The organism is Micromonospora sp. SL4-19 (assembly GCF_047921475.1).
Classification (GTDB): Bacteria; Actinomycetota; Actinomycetes; order Mycobacteriales; family Micromonosporaceae; genus Micromonospora.
Genome location: NZ_JBLROB010000006.1, coordinates 172,282 through 189,908, shown reverse-complemented (window position 1 = coordinate 189,908; position 17,627 = coordinate 172,282). Strand labels below are relative to the sequence as shown.

General features: G+C 74.1%; 16 protein-coding genes and 1 pseudogene. 8 read left to right on the top strand and 9 right to left on the bottom strand.

All coding sequences use genetic code 11. From position 1 onward, the window contains the following. The first annotated feature begins 246 nt into the window (after positions 1 to 246). A complete protein-coding gene (locus ACNAVT_RS11735; RefSeq protein ID WP_416295481.1) occupies positions 247 to 501 on the top strand; it encodes a hypothetical protein in 255 nt (84 codons plus the stop codon). On the opposite strand, the gene ACNAVT_RS11730 is transcribed toward ACNAVT_RS11735, so the two are convergent. The 5 genes and pseudogenes from ACNAVT_RS11730 to ACNAVT_RS11710 form a co-directional block, all read right to left on the bottom strand. Then, positions 494 to 1,075, bottom strand: a complete 582-nt coding sequence (locus ACNAVT_RS11730) for a Trp biosynthesis-associated membrane protein (protein WP_416295480.1) — start codon at positions 1,073 to 1,075, stop codon at positions 494 to 496. The two genes, ACNAVT_RS11735 and ACNAVT_RS11730, sit on opposite strands and share 8 nt — an antisense overlap. Then, positions 1,072 to 2,625, bottom strand: coding sequence for an anthranilate synthase component I (locus ACNAVT_RS11725; RefSeq protein WP_416295479.1), 1,554 nt, complete (start codon positions 2,623 to 2,625; stop codon positions 1,072 to 1,074). The genes ACNAVT_RS11730 and ACNAVT_RS11725 overlap by 4 nt, the downstream gene beginning before the upstream one ends. Next, positions 2,622 to 3,056, bottom strand: coding sequence for a phosphoribosyl-AMP cyclohydrolase (hisI, locus tag ACNAVT_RS11720; protein WP_416295641.1), 435 nt, complete (start codon positions 3,054 to 3,056; stop codon positions 2,622 to 2,624). The genes ACNAVT_RS11725 and hisI overlap by 4 nt, the downstream gene beginning before the upstream one ends. Before the next feature lie 180 nt (positions 3,057 to 3,236). Further along, positions 3,237 to 3,953, bottom strand: a pseudogene (locus tag ACNAVT_RS11715) (nucleotidyltransferase domain-containing protein); the annotation flags it as partial. A gap of 145 nt (positions 3,954 to 4,098) precedes the next feature. Continuing rightward, positions 4,099 to 4,488, bottom strand: coding sequence for a MerR family transcriptional regulator (locus tag ACNAVT_RS11710; protein WP_416295477.1), 390 nt, complete (start codon positions 4,486 to 4,488; stop codon positions 4,099 to 4,101). 104 nt (positions 4,489 to 4,592) lie between these two features. Here ACNAVT_RS11710 and ACNAVT_RS11705 point away from each other — a divergent pair, with 104 nt between their 5' ends. Genes ACNAVT_RS11705 through ACNAVT_RS11695 form a run of 3 tightly spaced genes read left to right on the top strand, consistent with a single transcriptional unit; the run spans position 4,593 to position 6,684 of the window. After that, positions 4,593 to 5,336, top strand: coding sequence for an ABC transporter ATP-binding protein (locus tag ACNAVT_RS11705; protein ID WP_416295475.1), 744 nt, complete (start codon positions 4,593 to 4,595; stop codon positions 5,334 to 5,336). After that, positions 5,333 to 6,088, top strand: coding sequence for an ABC transporter permease (locus tag ACNAVT_RS11700; protein ID WP_416295473.1), 756 nt, complete (start codon positions 5,333 to 5,335; stop codon positions 6,086 to 6,088). Before ACNAVT_RS11705 ends, ACNAVT_RS11700 begins: the two co-directional genes overlap by 4 nt. Continuing rightward, on the top strand, positions 6,088 to 6,684 hold the full coding sequence (locus tag ACNAVT_RS11695) for a TetR family transcriptional regulator (protein ID WP_416295471.1): 597 nt from the start codon (positions 6,088 to 6,090) through the stop codon (positions 6,682 to 6,684). Before ACNAVT_RS11700 ends, ACNAVT_RS11695 begins: the two co-directional genes overlap by 1 nt. Positions 6,685 to 6,741: 57 nt before the next feature. On the opposite strand, the gene ACNAVT_RS11690 is transcribed toward ACNAVT_RS11695, so the two are convergent. After that, positions 6,742 to 8,520 carry an ABC transporter ATP-binding protein gene (locus ACNAVT_RS11690; RefSeq protein WP_416295470.1) on the bottom strand — a complete coding sequence of 593 codons (1,779 nt, stop codon included), beginning with the start codon at positions 8,518 to 8,520 and terminating at the stop codon, positions 6,742 to 6,744. A gap of 114 nt (positions 8,521 to 8,634) precedes the next feature. Continuing rightward, positions 8,635 to 10,509, bottom strand: a complete 1,875-nt coding sequence (locus tag ACNAVT_RS11685; protein ID WP_416295640.1) for an ABC transporter ATP-binding protein — start codon at positions 10,507 to 10,509, stop codon at positions 8,635 to 8,637. 214 nt (positions 10,510 to 10,723) lie between these two features. On the opposite strand from ACNAVT_RS11685, the gene ACNAVT_RS11680 reads away from it, so the two are divergent. Next, positions 10,724 to 11,353 carry a TIGR03085 family metal-binding protein gene (locus tag ACNAVT_RS11680; protein ID WP_416295468.1) on the top strand — a complete coding sequence of 210 codons (630 nt, stop codon included), beginning with the start codon at positions 10,724 to 10,726 and terminating at the stop codon, positions 11,351 to 11,353. A gap of 132 nt (positions 11,354 to 11,485) precedes the next feature. Further along, positions 11,486 to 13,312 carry an AMP-dependent synthetase/ligase gene (locus tag ACNAVT_RS11675; RefSeq protein WP_416295466.1) on the top strand — a complete coding sequence of 609 codons (1,827 nt, stop codon included), beginning with the start codon at positions 11,486 to 11,488 and terminating at the stop codon, positions 13,310 to 13,312. Positions 13,313 to 13,390: 78 nt separating this feature from the next. Here the strand turns inward: ACNAVT_RS11675 and ACNAVT_RS11670 are convergent, their stop codons facing one another. After that, a complete protein-coding gene (locus ACNAVT_RS11670; protein WP_416295464.1) occupies positions 13,391 to 14,701 on the bottom strand; it encodes a low temperature requirement protein A in 1,311 nt (436 codons plus the stop codon). Between the two features lie 118 nt (positions 14,702 to 14,819). Next, positions 14,820 to 16,277 (bottom strand): PLP-dependent aminotransferase family protein, encoded by a 1,458-nt coding sequence (locus ACNAVT_RS11665; RefSeq protein WP_416295462.1) that lies wholly within the window; start codon positions 16,275 to 16,277, stop codon positions 14,820 to 14,822. Positions 16,278 to 16,335: 58 nt separating this feature from the next. Between ACNAVT_RS11665 and ACNAVT_RS11660 the strand changes: the two genes are divergently transcribed. Then, positions 16,336 to 17,010 carry a YczE/YyaS/YitT family protein gene (locus tag ACNAVT_RS11660; RefSeq protein WP_416295460.1) on the top strand — a complete coding sequence of 225 codons (675 nt, stop codon included), beginning with the start codon at positions 16,336 to 16,338 and terminating at the stop codon, positions 17,008 to 17,010. 131 nt (positions 17,011 to 17,141) lie between these two features. After that, entirely contained in the window at positions 17,142 to 17,603 is a 462-nt protein-coding gene (locus ACNAVT_RS11655; RefSeq protein WP_416295459.1) for a hypothetical protein, read from the top strand. Positions 17,604 to 17,627 lie beyond the last annotated feature (24 nt).

The following is a 17,627-nucleotide window of genomic DNA, read 5'->3' as shown; positions in this document are numbered from 1 at the left end:
CGCCAGGTCACCCAGCGCCACCGCGCCCATCGGCCCGCGTCGCCCGGGCCCGGCCCGCGCCCGGACCACGACGGTCCTCGATGCTGTGACCAAGCTCAAGGACCAACGACCCTGCCCAGGTCGGCCCGGTTGGCGGACAGTTGACCTGCGCGTCATGGCGGCGAAACGTGAGTCGGCCAGCATCTTGCTCGGGCAGACTCGATGAGGCGTCTGCATCCGTCGCCAACGATCTCGAGCGGGGTGACCATGAGCACCAACGGGCCGAACCAGACCATCGGGTTCACCACCATCTCCCGGACCGTCGCGTCGCTCGCCGTCGGCGTGGTGCACACCGTCGAACGCGCCGTGGTCGGCGACAGCCGGATGCGGACCGCCCGTGGCAACGCCTGGGAGGCGGTCTGCGCCGACCGCGCCCGCGCCGCGCAACGGCGCGAGCTGGATCGGCTGGTGGCCGAACTGTCCGCCGCCCGCGGCGCGCGGGACGCCCAGCCGGTCAGCTGACCGTCGGGTCCTCGCCCCGGTCGAGCGCCTCCCAGGCGTCCCGGGTGCTGCGTTCAACCGCGGGCCGACCGGCGTCCGCCCGGCCCGCCGTGCGGTCCGACCGCTCGTAGCGGGCGCCCATCGCCGGCCAGCCGTCGCCACGCAGCGCGGTGAACACTCCGCCGGCCGCCGCGACCAGCCCGCCGGCCAGCACCAGCGCCGGCCACTGTCGACTCACCCCGCCGCCGAAGGACGCCGTCAGGCCGTACCCACCACCGGCCGCCACGCCCAGGCCGACCAGGGTCAGCAGACCGCCCAGCAGTCGCCGGACCCGACCCCGGGTGGCCAGCACCGCGCCGCCGCCGGCCAGCCCGACCAGCGCCAGCGCCGAGACCCAGGGCAGCAGGTCCGCGCCGGTGCGGGCGTGCCGCACCGCCGGCAGCGACCCCCGGGCGGTCAGCTCGACCGACCAGGTCCGGGTCACCGCCCAGAAGGCGAGGCCCGCCCCGGCCAGGCAGAGCAGCACCGCGTACGTCAGCTCGCGCCGGCCCCGCGCGACGGGCGCCCCGGCCGCGGCGGTGGTGGTCCCGCTCATCGGGCTGGGCGCAGGGTCTCGGCGGCGGCGATCGCGGCGAGCACCGCGGCGGCCTTGTTCCGGGTCTCCTGGTCCTCGGCGACGGGATCGGAATCGGCCACCACCCCCGCCCCGGCCTGGACGTAGGCCCGGCCCTGGCGGATCAGCGCGGTACGGATGGCGATGGCCATGTCCAGGTCGCCGCCGAAGCCGAAGTAGCCGACGGTGCCGCCGTAGAGGCCCCGGCGAACCGGCTCCAGCTCCTCGATGATCTCCATGGCCCGCACCTTCGGCGCCCCGGAGAGCGTGCCGGCGGGGAAGGTGGCGGCGAGCGCGTCGAAGGCGGTGCGGTCCTCGCGCAGCTCCCCCACCACGGTGGAGACGATGTGCATGACGTGGCTGTACCGCTCGATGGTGGCGAACTCCGGCACCTCGACCGTGCCCGGGCGGCACACCCGGCCCAGATCGTTGCGGCCCAGGTCGACCAGCATGACGTGCTCGGACCGTTCCTTGGGGTCGGCCAGCAGCTCGGCGGCGAGTCGGGCGTCCGCCTCCGGGGAGCCGCCGCGTGGCCGGGTGCCGGCGATCGGGTGCAGCAGCGCCCGTCGCCGCCCGTCGGCGCCGGCACTCACCTTGAGGTGCGCCTCCGGGGAGGAGCCGACGATGTCGAAGCCGTCGAAGCGCAGCAGGTACATGTACGGGCTGGGGTTGGTGGTGCGCAGCACCCGGTAGACGTCCAGCGGGTCGGCGTGGGTGTCCCGCTCGAAGCGCTGGCTGAGCACGATCTGGAAACACTCGCCGGCCCGGATCGCCTCCTTGGCCGCCTCCACCGCCTTCGGGTAGCCGCCGTCGGGCGTACGGCTGACCACGTCGCCGGCCGGGGGCCGGGCGACCGTCGAGATCATGGGCGGAATCGGTCGGGACAGGGCCGCGGTCATCGCGTCCAGCCGCCCCACCGCGTGGTGGTACGCCGCCGCGACCAGCGCCCCCCGGTCCGGCGCGTCCAGCGGTGGCAGGACCGCGTTGGCGACCAGGATCGCCGAGCCGTCGTAGTGGTCGAGCACCACCAGGTCGGTGGCGAGCATCATGCCCAGCTCGGGCACGTCGAGGTCGTCCTCGGTCAGCTCGGGCAGCCGCTCGAAGCGGCGGACCAGGTCGTAGCCGAGGAAGCCGACCATGCCGCCGGTCAGCGGCGGCATCCCGCTGGCCGGCTCCCCGGCCGGGCCGGCCAGGGCGGCGACGGTCTCGCGGAGCACCGCCACCGGGTCGCCGCCGGCCGGTACGCCGGCCGGCGGTTCCCCGGCCCAGATCGCGGCGCCGTCCCGCTCGGTGAGGGTTGCGGCGCTGCGCACGCCGATGAACGAGTAGCGGGACCAGGCCATCCCGGCCGAGCCAACGCCCTGCTCCGCGGACTCCAGCAGGAACGTGCCCGGGCCGCCGGCGAGCTTGCGGTAGACGCCGACCGGGGTCTCCGCGTCGGCCAGCAGCCGCCGGGTGACCGGCACGACCCGCCAGCGGGCCGCCAGGTCGGCGAACGCGGCCTGGTCCGGGCTGACCGTGCCGTCCGTCATGACGTCGCCTCCGGGACACTGATCGGCAGTTCGGAGAAGAAGCAGGTGCGGTGCCCGGTGTGGCAGGCCGGGCCGACCTGGTCGACGCTGACCAGCAGGGCGTCGCCGTCGCAGTCCAGCGCCACGGACCGGACGTACTGGTGGTGGCCGGAGGTGGCGCCCTTGACCCAGTACTCCTGCCGGCTGCGCGACCAGTAGGTGGCCCGGCCGGTGGTCAGGGTGCGGTGCAGCGCCTCGTCGTCCATCCAGGCGACCATCAGCACCTCGCCCGAGTCGTGCTGGCGCACCACGGCGGCCACCAGGCCGTCGGGGGAACGGCGCAACCGGGCCGCGATGGCCGGGTCGAGCCGGGACGGGCGGGCCGGGCCGGGGGCCGGGACGCCGCCGGGGATGGCGGGGGCGCCGGTCACCGGCGCGTCAGAGGCGGGCACAGTCAGCCATTCTCCCGCACGCGGCGCCGGCACCGTCGACGTGTCCCGGGAGGCGGACCCGCGACGGTCGAGAGCACCGGTCAGTTGCGCCAGGTAGCGGTCGAGCCGGCCGTCGACCAGGGCGTCCGCCAGGTCCACGCCGGCCACCGCGGCGACCTCCTCGGCGTACGGGCGGACCAGCGGGACGATCCCGGTGACCAGCCGGCCGGCGGCGGCGCCGACCTCGCCGGCGGCGCCGGGGCACAGCCCGAGGCAGCGCAGCATGTCGTCGCGGTAGCTGGGCGGGGCGACCGGGAGGTCCAGCGCGGCGGCGAGGGCGTCCCGGCGGGAGGCCACCCGGACCGACGGGTTGACCAGCCGCAGCACGGACGGGCAGAGCCGGGCGAGGTCGGCGGCGGCGAGCCGGACGGCCACCGGGTCGTCGGCCTGCCGGGCGCCGGCGACCTTGCCCAGGGTGGCGATCAGTTCCTCCAGCCGGGGCACGTCTGCGGGCTGGCAGAGCACCGGCAGGTCGAGCCGGCGCCGCCACTGCGGCGTGGCCCAGATCAGCCGGGCCGGCGTGGTGACCGGCAGCCCGAACGCCCAGTCCGCAGGCCGACCGAGCCGGCGGACCCAGGACCGCACGTCCCGGGCGGCCACCGAGACGTGCACGAGGCGCCCGTCGAACTCCGCCAGGTACGCCCGGCGCTCGGCGTACGGGGCCCCGAGGGCCGGGTCTTCGGGGCGCTCCTCGTCGGCGACGACCAGCACGTCCACGTCGACGTCGCTGTGCTCGGTGGCGGCCCCGCGGGCGTGGCTGCCGCGCAGGATGATGCCGACGACGGGACGGCCGGCGGCCTGCCGCAGGCGGGCGGCCCAGTCGTCGAGGAATCCGGACCCGGGCAACGGTAGACCCACCGCGACATGGTGCCGGACGTCCGATCTTCGGCGCAATGACCGTTGCCGCGCCTGGTGTCCGGGTGCGGGCGCTAGTGCCCGACGAGTCGCATTGTTGCCTCGGGACACCTTTCCCCGGCGGCGGGCGCGCCCGCTCGACGCCGCATCATCCCCGCTCCTCCTCCGCGCGGCGATACGCGTCGATCTTGTAGTTGAGCACCTTGAGGTCCTCCTCCAGTTCGCCCATCCGGGCCAGCACCCGGGCGCGGTGCGCCTCGAAGAGCGCCCGCCGGGCACCCAGCGTCCGGTCGCCCTGCCGGGCCAGCTCGGCGTAGCGGCGCATGTCCCGCACCGGCATCCCGGTCCGTCTCAGCCGGGTGAGCAGGAACAGCCAGTTGACATCGGACTCGGTGTAGCGCCGCCGGCCCGCGGAGTCCCGCCCGACCGGGGCGACCAGGCCCTCCTGTTCGTACCAGCGCAGCGTGTAGGTGGTCAGACCGACCCGTTCCGCCGTCTCACCGACGGTGAGGCTCATTTCCCGCGTGCTGATGTCCACGGAGCCCAGGCTTCCAGTTCGAGAGCACTCGAAGTCAACCTTGCGTACCCGGACATAACTCAACTAGCGTTGAGTTAAACGCGTGTTGAGTTTTGGAGGCGGACATGGACGACGCGGTCGTGGTCCGTGACCTGGTGGTCGACCGCGGCCGGCGCCGGGTGCTCCAGGGCATCTCCTGCGCCGTGCCCCGCGGCACGGTCACCGGGTTGCTCGGACCGAGCGGCAGCGGCAAGACCACCCTGATGCGCGCGATCGTCGGGGTGCAGACGATCGACTCGGGCACGGTGACCGTGCTCGGCCGGCCGGCCGGCATCGCGGAGCTCCGCAACCGCGTCGGCTACCTGACCCAGGCACCCAGCGTCTACGCCGACCTGACCGTCCGGGAGAACGCGCGCTACTTCGCCGTGCTCCAGGGGCGCGGCCGGGCCGAGGCGGACCGCGCGGTGGCCGACGTCGGGCTGGCGGAGGCCGCCGACCAGCTGGTCGCCACCCTCTCCGGCGGGCAGCGCAGCCGGGCCTCGCTGGCCTGCGCCCTGGTCGGCGACCCGGACCTGGTCATCCTCGACGAGCCCACCGTCGGTCAGGACCCGGTGCTCCGGGCCGACCTGTGGGCCCGGTTCCACGCCATGGCCGCGGCCGGGACCACGCTGCTGGTGTCCAGCCACGTGATGGACGAGGCGGCCCGTTGCGACCGGCTGCTGCTCATCCGGGACGGCCGGCTGATCGCCGACGACACCCCGGACGCGGTCCGCGCCACCACCGGCGTGGACGACCTGGAGGAGGCGTTCCTCCGGCTGATCCGGGCGACCGAGGCGGGCGAGGGCCCGACCGGACGGGAGGCGTCGTGAACCCCCACATCCTGGCCGCCACCACCGGACGGATCCTGCGCCAGCTCGGGCACGACAAGCGGACCGTCGCGCTGCTCGTCGTGGTGCCCAATGTGCTGCTCACGCTGGTCTACTACATGTTCGTCGACCAGCCCACCCCGCCGGGTCAGCCGACCGCCTTCGACCAGGTGGCGCTGATCATGCTGGGCTTCTTCCCGTTCATCATCATGTTCCTGGTGACCAGCATCGCCATGCTCCGGGAGCGCACCACCGGCACGCTGGAACGGCTGCTCACCACCCCGCTGGGCAAGCTCGACCTGCTCTTCGGCTACGGCATCGCGTTCGGGCTGGCCGGCGTGGTGCAGTCGACCATCGCGTCGCTGGTGGCGTACCAGGCGTTCGGGCTGGACACCGCCGGCAGTCCCTGGCTGGTCGTCATGATCGCCGGAATCAACGCGGTGCTCGCCGTGGCGCTCGGCCTGTTCTGCTCCGCGTTCGCCCGCACCGAGTTCCAGGCCGTGCAGTTCATGCCGGTGGTGGTGGCGCCGCAGCTGCTGCTCTGCGGGCTGTTCGTGCCCCGGGGCCAGATGGCCGGCTGGCTCCAGGCGGTCAGCGACGCGCTGCCCCTGTCGTACGCCGTCGAGGCGCTCCAGGAGGTCGGCGCGCACGCCGAGCCGACCACGACGATGTGGCGGGACGTGGCGATCGTCGCCGGGGCGGCGGTCGCGGCCCTGGTGCTCGCCGCGGCCACGCTGCGCCGTCGCAGCGGATGATGGCGCGACGCACCGGTCGGCGGCCCGGCAACCCGGACACCCGGGAGGCCATCCTCGCGGCGGCCCGGGCGGCGTTCGCCGAACGCGGTTTCGACGCCACGTCGATTCGGGCGATCGCCACCGCCGCAGCGGTGGACCCGGCGCTGGTGCACCACTACTTCGGCACCAAGGAGGAGCTGTTCCGGGCCACCGTGGCGATCCCGGTCGACCCGGCCGAGCTGTTGCCGGCCGTGCTCGCCGCCGGCCCGGACGGGGCGGGTGAGCGGCTGGTCCGCACGTTCCTGGCGGTCTGGGACTCCCCGACGGGGGTGGCGGCGGTGGCCCTGCTCCGCTCCGCGGTGAGCAACGAGTGGACGGGCCGGCTGCTGCGCGAGTTCCTGGTCACCCAGGTGCTGCGCCGGGTCCTCGACCGGCTCGACCTCGACCCCGCCGAGCGGCCGCTGCGCGGCGCGCTGGTCGGCACCCAGATGATCGGCCTGGCCATGATGCGGTACGTGCTCCGCCTCGAACCGGTCGCCTCCGCCGACCCGGAGGCCCTGGTCGCCGCGGTCGGCCCCACCGTCCAGCGCTACCTCACCGGAGACCTGCGCGGTTGAGGCGGCGGACCGGCTCGCCCCGCCCTCGGGCACCCGGCGCCGGCCGCCCCCCGCCGGTCAGCGGGTCTGTTCGAGCCAGGAGGCGTAGAGGAGGGCGTAGACCGAGTTCGGGTCCTTGAGGAGTTCGTCGTGGGGGCCGCGCTGCACGACCCGGCCCCGGTCCACCACGATCACCTCGTCGGCGGCCTGAGCGGTGGAGAGCCGGTGGGCGATGGCGAGCGTGGTCCGTCCCCGGGTGACCGCGTCCAGGGTGCGCTGGAGACGTACCTCGGTGGCCGGGTCGACGGCACTGGTCGCCTCGTCCAGCACCAGCAGGTCCGGGTCGGCGACGTACGCCCGGGCCAGCGCGACGAGCTGCCGCTCGCCGACGCTGAGCGCCTCGCCGCGCTCCCCGACCGGCGTGTCCAGCCCGGCCGGCAGCCCGTCCAGCCAGTCCGCCAGACCCAGCTCGGTGAAGGCGGCGGTGAGCTGCGCGTCGGTCAGCTCCGGGCGGGCGAAGCGGACGTTCTCCCCGACGGTGACGTCGAAGAGGAAGCCGTCCTGCGGCACCATCACCACCCGGGAGCGCAGCGAGTCGAACCGCACCTGGCGCAGCGCCACGCCGGAGAGCTGCACCTCACCGTCGGTCGGGTCCATCAGCCGGGTGAGCAGCTTGGCGAAGGTGGTCTTGCCGCTGCCGGTCTCGCCGACCACGGCCACCCGGCTCTTCGCCGGGATCTCCAGGGTCACGTCGTGCAGCACCGGCGGCCCGCCCGGGTACGCGAAGGTCACCTCCGCGAAGCGGATGTCCAGCGGGCCGGACGGCAGCTCCCGCCCCTGCTCCCCCGGGTCGGCCACGTCCGGCGCGACGTCCAGGACGTCGAGCACCCGGCGCCAGCCGGCGATCGCGTTCTGCGCCTCGTTGAGCACCTCGGTGGCGATCTGCACCGGCTGGATGAAGAGGGTCACCAGGAACAGGAACGCGGTGAGCTGGCCGATGGACAGGGTGCGGTCCACGCCGAGGTTGACGCCGACCACCACCACGCCGGCCAGGGCCAGGCCGGCGGCCAGCTCCCCCACCGAGCTGCCGATGATGCTGATCCGGATCGCCCGCTGCTGGGCCCGCCGCTGCCCGTCGATCGCCGCGTCCAGCCGCCGGGCGGTTCGCCCGGCGATCCCGTACGCCCGGATCACCGGGGCGCCCACCACGCTCTCGCCGATGGTGCCGAGCAGGGTGCCCATCCGCTGGCGAACCACGCCGTACGCGGTGGCGAGCCGGCGCTGCAGCAGCCGGATCACCAGCACCGCCGGCGCGAAGGCGCCGAGCACCACCAGGGTCAACTGCCAGGAGTACGCCAGCATGACCGCCGTGGTCACCACGAGCTGACCCAGGTTGACGATCAGGATCACGCCGCCCCACTGGAGGAACTGGGTGATCTGGTCGACGTCGCTGGTGACCCGGGAGACCAGTGAGCCGCGCCGCTCGGACTGCTGGTGCAGCATCGACAGGTCGTGCACGTGCCGGAAGGCCCGGGTACGCACCCCGGCGAGAGCGGTCTCGCTGACCGTGAAGAGCCGGCGCATCATCAGGTAGCCGCAGGCGGTGGTGACCACCAGCACGGCGGCGGTGGCGATCACGGTCAGCGTGACGACGTCCAGGTCGAGGCCGCCCACGATGCCGTGGTCGATGCCGCGTTGCACGGCCACCGGCACGGCGACCCGGCCGACCATGTAGACCAGCGCCAGCCCGAGCGTGCCGGCCAGCCCGGTCTTCAGCTCCGGAGACAGGGCCAGGCCACGCCGCAGCGTCCGCCAGGTCGACTCGCTCTTCTGTTCCGCGGCCACGGTGCTGCTCACCGGGCCCGCCTTTCGTTCGCGACTGCGGGGCTCCGCTCCGCTGCACTCCTCGCGCTCACCGGGCCCGCCTTTCGTTCGCGACTGCGGGGCTCCGCTCCGCTGCACTCCTCGCGCTCACCGGTCAACCTCGATTTCCAGGCCGGAGGCCAGCGGGGTGGCCTCGTCGTACGTCTGGTGCGGCTCGCGTTCCTGTTCGGCCTGCTCGTACGCGGTGACCAGGTCGGTGTAGCCGGGCACGGTGGCGAGCAGCTCGGCGTGGGTGCCCCGGGCGACCACCCGGCCCTGCTCGACGTAGATCACCTCGTCGGCGAGGGCGATGGTGGCCCGACGGTAAGCGACCACCAGGATCGACGCGGGCGCGGCGCCGTCTGCGGGGGCGCGCAGCCCGGCCAGGATGGCCGCCTCGACCCGCGGGTCGACGGCGCTGGTGGCGTCGTCGAGCACCAGCAGCCGGGGCCGGCCGGCGATCGCCCGGGCCAGGGTGAGCCGCTGCCGCTGGCCACCGGAGAGCGAGGTGCCCCGCTCGCCGACCATGGTGTCCAGTCCGTCGGGGAGCGCGGCGACGAAGCCGTCCGCCTCGGCCAGCCGCAGCGCCGCCCAGACCTCCTCGTCGCCGATGCCCGGCCGGTCCAGGGTGATGTTGGCCCGGACGGTGTCGTCGAACACGAACGGCACCTGGGCGACCAGCGCCACCGCCGAGGCGAGCGAGGCGGCGGTCAGCTCGCGGACGTCGACCCCGTCCAGGGTGACCGTGCCGGCACGCGGGTCGACCAGCCGTACGGCCAGCGAGGCGATGGTGGACTTGCCGGCGCCGGTCGACCCGACCAGGGCGACGGTCTTCCCGGCCGGCACGGTGAAGGTGACCTCGCCGAGCACCTCTGTGCCGGGCAGGTGCGCCTCGGCCGGCTCGTACCCGAAGTGGACGTCGTGGAAGCCGAGGGTGGCCGGCGCCGGCACGGCCGATTCGAGGGTCGCCTCGCCGTACGGCATCTCGCCGGTAGCGTCGAGGACGCGGCGCACCCGGTCCCAGCCGGCGACGCTGCGCGGCAGCTCGGCCAGCACCCAGCCGATGGCCCGGACCGGGAAGGCCAGCACGGTGAACAGGAAGGCGACGCTGACCAGTTCGGTGACGTCGATCGCGCCCTGCCGCAGCCGCAGCGCGCCGACCACCAGCACCGCGAGGGTGCCGAGGCTGGGCAGCGTCTCCAGCATCGGGTCGAAGACGCCGCGCAGCCGGCCGACGGCGATCAGCGCGTCGCGCAGCTCGCCGGCGCGGGCGGCGAACCGGTCGGTCTCCTGCGCCTCGCGGCCCATCGTCTTGACCACCAGGGCACCGTCGAAGCTCTCGTGGGCGATGCCGCTGACCTCGGCGCGCAGCCGCTGGGCGCGGGCCTGGCGGGGCGCCATCCGGCGGGAGTAGACCACGTTGAGCGCGAAGAGCGCCGGGAAGACGGCGAGCCCGACCAGGGCGAGCGCCCAGTCGGTGAAGAAGAGCGACACCACCGCGCCGACCAGCATCACCAGGGTGCCGACCGCGAACGGCAACGGCGCGATCGGATACCAGGCGGCCTCCACGTCGGAGTTGGCGTTGGAGAGCAGGGTGCCGGTGGCGTTGCGGTGGTGCCAGGACAGCGGCAGCTCGAGGTAGCGGCGGGTCACCCGGCGGCGGTAGGTGGCCTGGAGCCGGAACTGCATGTAGCCGGCGCCGAGCCGGCGGCCGAAGATGCCGACGACCCGCAGCACGCTGATCCCGAACAGCGCGGCGGCGGCGAGCGCCAGCACGCCGCCGGCCACCGAGCCGCGGGCGAGGGCCGGGACCACCACCTTGCCGACCACGCCGCCGACGACGTACGCGCTGGCGATCACCATCAGGCCGAAGAGCACGCTGCCGGTCACGGCGACCGCGAAGATCCGCGGTTGTTCCCGGATGGCCCGGCCGAGCACCCGAAGCCCACTGCCGAGAACGTCCCGACTTGTCCCGCTCGCCACGCTCTCCCCCGCCGTAAGCCGCACGTATCCCCCTCATCCTTACCGCTCGGCGCCCGGTCCGCCGACCCGGAGTGGATATGTCGACCGTCACGTACGCCCGCCGACCCCGCCGGCCAGGACCTTTTCCCGCGTGGCCCGCCGGCCGCCCGCCGGCTCCGCCGCGCCGCGCCGCGCCAGGCGCGCCGAAGGGCCGCACCGGGCCTACGATCGGGCCATGCCGCGGTACGCCCGATCGGAGCGCGAGGCGCTGGCCGATCTGCTGCTGGACCTGGGACCGGACGCGCCGACGATCGACGAGGGATGGACCACCCGTGACCTCGCGGCGCACCTGGTGGTGCGGGAACGCCGGCCGGACGCCGCCGGTGGCATCCTCCTGCCGCCGCTGCGCGGGTACGGCGAGGCGGTGCGCCGACGGGTGGCCGCCGGACCGTACGCGGACCTGGTGGCCCGGGTCCGCCGCCCGCCCGTGTGGAGCCCGGTGAGCAACCCGCTCACCGACGAGCTGGTCAACACCATGGAGTTCTTCATCCACCACGAGGACGTACGCCGGGCGCAGCCGGGATGGCGGCCCCGGGAGCTGCCGGCGGGGTTGCCGGCGGTGCTCTGGAAGCGGGCCGCGATGCTGGCCCGGGTGGCCTTGCGGCGCTTCCCGGCGAACCTGCTGATCCAGGCCCCCGGGTACGGCGAGCGCACCGTCGGCCGGGGCGGCGAGCGGCTGCGAATGGTGGGCGCCCCCGGCGAGCTGGTGCTCTTCCTCTCCGGCCGGCAACGGGTGGCACGGGTGCAGGTGGACGGTCCGGCGGCACCCGCCAGGCGGCTACGGGCGGCCAGCCTGGGCCTCTGACCGGGAGTGCACGGAAACGTCAAGGATGCGCAGCCGCACTAGCCGCTACCCGGGCGCAGGCAATACTCTTCGGTAACCGCAGATCGACGTGACCCTCGTCACGTCCCTCTACCCCCGAAGGCGGCTACAGCGATGGCTCTCGATGTACCGTACCGCTCCATCCCCGACATGTTCCTCAAGCGCGTGGCGGCGACCCCCGACCGGCACGCGTTCGGCCACCCGGGCTCGGACGACGCCGGGCCGGTCTGGCTGAGCTGGGAGCAGGTCGGGCGGCGCGCCAAGGCGGTCGCGGCCGGCCTGCACGGGCTCGGCGTCGGCCTGGAGGATCCGGTGGCGATCCTGGCGAACACCCGGCTGGACTGGGTGATCGCCGACTTCGGCATCATGTGCGCCGGCGGGGCCACCACGACCGTGTACCCGACCACCGAGCCGGAGGACGCGACGTACATCGTCGCCGACTCCGGGTCGAAGGTGCTCTTCGCGGAGAACCCGACCCAGGCGGCGAAGATCGCCGGCGCGGAGCTGCCCGCGCTGGCCCACGTGGTGCTCTTCGACGGCGAGCCCGACCCGGCCGCCGCCGTTCCCCAGCTCACCCTGGCCGAGCTGGAGGAACGGGGCGCGCAGACCCTGGCGAACGAGCCGGACCTGATCGACATGCTGGTCGCGGGCATCGGCCCGGAGCACCTCGCCACCCTGATCTACACCTCGGGCACCACCGGCCGGCCCAAGGGCGTCGAGCTGCTGCACGGCGGCTGGTGCTGGGAGGGGGTGGCACAGGAGAAGGTGGGGCTGCTGCGCGACGACGATCTGCAGTACCTCTGGCTCCCGCTGTCCCACTCCTTCGGCAAGACGCTGCTCTGCGGCGCCACCCACGTCGGCCTGCCCACGTACGTCGACGGTCGGGTGGACAAGCTGGTCGAGCTGCTTGCCGTGGTCCGGCCGACGCTGATGTGCGGCGCGCCCCGGGTCTTCGAGAAGGTCTACAACAGAGCGGTCACCACGGCCCGGGACGCCGGCGGCGCGAAGGCGAAGATCTTCGCCTGGGGCGTCGCGGTGGGCAAGGAGAAGGTCACCCTGGAGCAGGCCGGCAAGCCGCTCCCGGGCTGGCTGCGGCTGCGCTACGCGGTGGCCGAGAAGCTCGTCTTCAGCAAGCTCCAGGCCCGGCTCGGCGGCCGGATCCGGGTGCTGGTCTCCGGCGCGGCGCCGCTGAGCGAGGAGATCGCCGCCTTCTTCGCCGCCGCCAACCTGCCCATCTCCGAGGGGTACGGCCTGACCGAGACCAGTGCCGGCAACTTCGTCAACCCACCCGACGGGCTGCGCATCGGCACCGTGGGCCGGGCGATGGGCGACCTCGAGTGCCGGATCGACGCCGACGGCGAGATCCTGCTCCGCGGCCGGCCGGTCATGCGCGGATACCACAACCTGCCCGAGGAAACCGCCGCGGCGTTCACCGAGGACGGCTACTTCCGCACCGGGGACATCGGCAGCCTCGACGACGACGGCTACCTGCGCATCACCGACCGGAAGAAGGACCTGGTCAAGACCTCGGGCGGGAAATACATCGCCCCGTCGCACATCGAAGGGATGTTCAAGGCGATCTGCCCGTACACCTCGCAGGCGGTGGTGGTCGGGCAGGCGCGCAACTACTGCACCATGCTGGTCACGCTCGACCCGGACGCGATCAAGGGCTGGGCGGCCGGCGGCCCGCTCGACGGCCGCGACTACGCCGCAATCGTCGCCTCGCCCGAGGCGCAGGCGATGGTGGAGGGATACGTGGCGGAGCTCAACGCCAAGCTCAACCGCTGGGAGACGATCAAGAAGGTGGCCGTCCTCCCCCGCGACCTCACCATCGAGGACGGCGAGATCACCCCGTCGCTGAAGATCAAGCGCCGGTCCGTGGAGGGCAACTTCGCCGCCGAGATCGAGCAGATGTACGCGGGCACCCTCGCCGAACTCTAGGGGCCCGAAACGCCGGCGGCCGTGCCCCTCCGTCCCGGGGCACGGCCGCCGGTGCGTTCGGCGGATCGTCGGCGGCGCTCACAGGTGGTGCTGGCGCCACTGGGTCTGCTCCACCTCGACGGCGATCTGCTCCTCCAGCGCGAGCTGCCGGATCTGCCGCCGGCGGCATTCCTCGCTCACCGTCTCGGCGACGGTGCCGGCGATGCAGAGCACCGCCAGCACCGACACCGCCACCAGCTCCGGCAGCCGGGCCGCGCCCGGGGCGACCAGGACGATCACCGCCACCGCCGCCAGCAGCGGCCAGCGCACGGTGCGCAGCACCAGCAACGCGCAGGCGGCGAGGCTGAGCAGGTAGAGGCCGACACCTCCGTAGAGGACGGTGACCCAGAAGGCGCCTAGCGGTTCCCCCCAGGCCGGTGTCTCGGGGGACGCCGCCTCGGCGAGCATGCCCTTGACCCCGAGGGCGAAGAAGATGATCCCGGCGATCATCGGCAGGTGCAGGTAGGTGTACGCGTTCCTGGCCAGCCGAGCCCGTGTACCCGGCTCCCGGGCACGGTGCAGGACCTGCTCCATGCCGAAGGAGAGGGTGTCGAAGTACGCCCACCACAGCACGGCGGCGATCGCGACACCGAGCACCGCGGCGACCATCACCGGGCCGGACAGCGGCAGGGCGCTGACGGACTTCTCACCGAGACCGAGCGCGATGATCGACTCGCCGAGCGCGATCAGGATCATCAGGGCGTGCCGTTCCGCCCAGTGTCCCGCCGAGATCACCCTCCAGTACGAGCCGCCCAGTGCGACCCCCGCCCCGTACTCCACCAGCACCGCCAGCGACCAGAGCCCGAGCTGCAACAGGGTGGCCAGGGAATGCTCGGCGACCCGTGGCGGCACCTGCCCGGCGGCCAGCAGCAACATCGTGGCGATCACCGGCAGGGCGGCGAGCTGCATCCAGCGCCGGAACGCGGGCGGGTCGGAGCGGACCAACCAGCCGAAGACGGCGAGCTGCGAGGCCCGGACCACGAAGTAGCAGACGGCGAAGACGAGCGGGCCGTTCAGCCCGCCGGGCTCGTCGACGAACGCCCCCGGAATGCTCAGTACCAGCAGGAAGACGGAGGCCACGGTGACGAAGCCGACCACCGGCAGCACGCCCTGGTCGGCGCGGACCATGTTGCCGAGACCGGCGAAGCCGGTCCAGCACCACCACAGCAGCGCCAACTCCAGCAGGGCCCGGAACAGGTTGCCCCAGGAGGCGTGGGCCACGGTCAGGCCGGTGACGTTGAGGAACGCGAAGACGAAGACCAGGTCGTAGAAGAGCTCCAGCCGGGTCGTCCGGGAGCCCGGCGCACCGGTCCGGACCAGGCTCGACCACCTGCCGCCACCATTCCCCACCTGCGCAGTCTCCCAGCCGCGACCGCCGCCGCGAGCCGGATCGGAGAGCACGCCCGGGCGCCGCCGCCACGGCTCGGCCCCGGTGTCGGCAGCGCCCGCCGCCCGCCACCAGCCCGGGTCAGGCGATGACGGTCGGCTCCCGCCACTGCGGGCGGCCGGTCCGATCCAGGTCGTAGCGGACCGCGGCGAGCCGGCCGACCGCCTCCACCAGGTCGGCGGCGGGCAGCGTGAAGGGCAGCCGTAGGAACCGTTCGAGCGTGCCGTCCAGGCCGAACCGCGGCCCGGGTGCCAGGCGTACGCCGACCTCCTCGGAGGCCCGGGCCAGGGCGCTGGAGATCGGGCCGTCCAGCTCGGCCCAGAGGGTGACCCCGCCGCGCGGCACGGCGACCCGCCAGTCGGGCAACCGCTCGGCCAGCGCGCCGACCAGCGCGTCCCGCTGGGCGGCGAGCTGGGTCCGGCGGGCGGTCACGATGCTCGACGCCTCGGCCAGCAGGTGCACCGCGACGAGCTGGTCGAGCACCGGGCTGGCCATGTCCACCCCGACCCGCGCGGCGGCCAGCCGTTGCACCTGCGGGGCGGACGCCCGGACCCAGCCGATCCGCAGGCCACCCCAGTACGGCTTGCTCATCCCGCCGATGCTGATCACCCGGGAGTGCCGGTCGAACGTGGCCACCGGCGGCGGCAGCGGGGTGCCGTCCAGCGGCAGGTCCACGAAGGACTCGTCGATGACCAGGTCGGTCCCGGCGGTGTGGGCGGTGCCGACGAGCCGCTCGCGCAGGCCGATCTCCATCAGATGACCGGTCGGGTTCTGGAACTCGGGGATCAGGTACGCCAGCTTCGGCCGGGTCTGCCGGATGCTGCCCAGCAGCAGGTCGGCGTCCCAGCCGACGTCGTCGGTGGCGAGGCCGTGGGTGGTGATCCGGGCCCGGCGGGCGGACAACGCGGCGAGGGCGTTGGGGTAGGTCGGGGACTCCACCAGCACCCCGCCGCCGGGCGACAGGGTCAGCCGCAGCACCAGGTCCAGCGCGTGCTGGGTGCCGTTGGTGACCATGATCTGCTCCGGGCTGGTCGGCAGGCCCCGCTCGGTGTAGAGGCGGGCCACCGCCTCGCGCAGCTCGATGATGCCGGTCGGGTGGTACCCGGCCCCGCCGAGGTAGCGCGGCAGGTCCTCGGCGGCGGCCCGGGCGGCCGGCACGAGCTGCGGCGGCGCGGAGAGCGCGGCCACCCCGAGGTCGATCATGTCCCGGTCGTCGAGCGGGGTCCAGAGCCCGGTGCTGGCCACCCGGTGGGTGCCGGGCAGCATGGTCCAGCTTCCGGCGCCCCGGCGGCTGGCCAGGTGGCCGCTCTCCCGCAGCTCCCGGTACGCGGCGGTGACCGTGGTGCGGCTGATCCGCAGCGCCTCCGCCAGCTCCCGCTCGGCCGGCAGGCGTACGCCCAGCGGGAGCCGGCCGTCGGCGAGCAGGCCGCGGACGGCGCCGGCGAGCGCGGCGTAGTCGGGGCTGCGCCGCCGACCGGGCAGCGCGTGCCACTGACCGAGGAGCCGAGCCAATTGGACGCCACGCACCTGACTCGTCATGGCCACCCCTCCGCAATTGGCTCTATTCCTGGCTGGATTGGCCCCTAGGGTGGCATGCATGGCAGCGATTGGCAATCTCCGGCACCGCCCGGCCCGGCGGCTGACCCAGCTCTACGCCGGGCTCGCCCTCTACGGCATCAGCATGGCGTTGATGATCCAGTCCGGCCTCGGCCTCAACCCGTGGGACGTGTTCCACCAGGGCGTCGCCAGGCAGACCGGGCTCTCCTTCGGCACGGTCACCATCGCGGTCGGCGCCGTCGTGCTGCTGCTGTGGATCCCGCTGCGGCAACGCCCCGGCCTCGGCACGGTCAGCAACGTCGTGGTGATCGGCCTGGTGGTGGACGCCACCCTGGCCCTGCTGCCGCCCGGTGGCGTCCTGCCGGTCCGGATCGGCCTGCTGGTCCTCGGGATCGTCGCCAACGGCGCGGCCACCGGGCTCTACCTGGGCGCGGCGCTCGGCCCCGGCCCGCGCGACGGCCTGATGACCGGGTACGTCGCCCGCCGCCCCGGCCGCTCGATCCGGCTGGTCCGGACCGTCATCGAGGCGACCGTACTGGCGCTGGGCTGGCTGCTCGGCGGCAAGGTCGGCCTCGGCACCGTCGCGTACGCGCTCGCCATCGGGCCGCTCGCCCAGCTGTTCATCCCGCTCTTCGCGGTGCCCGCATCGCCGGTCCCGTCCACCCCGGAGCCGATGGTGGACCGCGCGCCCCGGCCGGCCGGCGAGGCGGCCTGAACCCGGCCGGCACGCGGCGCAACCCGCGCAGGGCCATGGGATGGGACGGTTCGACCCCCGCTGAGCTGCGGTGACGCCCGACGGCGAAACAGGGTGTTTTCTCCGGCGTCGACGCCGGGCATCATTCGTTCATGGGGGAGAACGGATGGCGCCGGACCGACGCCTGGATCTTCGTCGCACTGGTGATCGCGAGCGGTGCCGGCCGGCACCGCCGGTCGGCCTCCAGCCGGCGCCCGGAGGGCGTTCGCCTCGCTGACGTCCTCTCCACCGCCGACCACCTCAACCGGTCCATCCCCGAGCGGCACGAGGTGGAGGGAGCGGTGCGCCGGCTCTCCGGCGCCGGCCTGGTCAGCGTCACCGACGGCTGGTTCCGGATCACCCCGGACGGCGAGCGGCTGTGGCGTAGCCGGCCGAGCGCCGGAGTGGGGACCACGGTGGACACCGTGCAGGGCGTGCTGAGCCGCCAGCACGCCCCCGGGGAGTCCGACTGGCGCCTCGACGAGGACGATCACGCCGCCGCCGTCCAGGAGTACGCGGTCCGCTCGATCCCGATGCCGCGCCGCTCCCCCGAGGGCCACCCCGGCCGGGCCTGACCGCCGAGCCACCCGCCCGGCCGG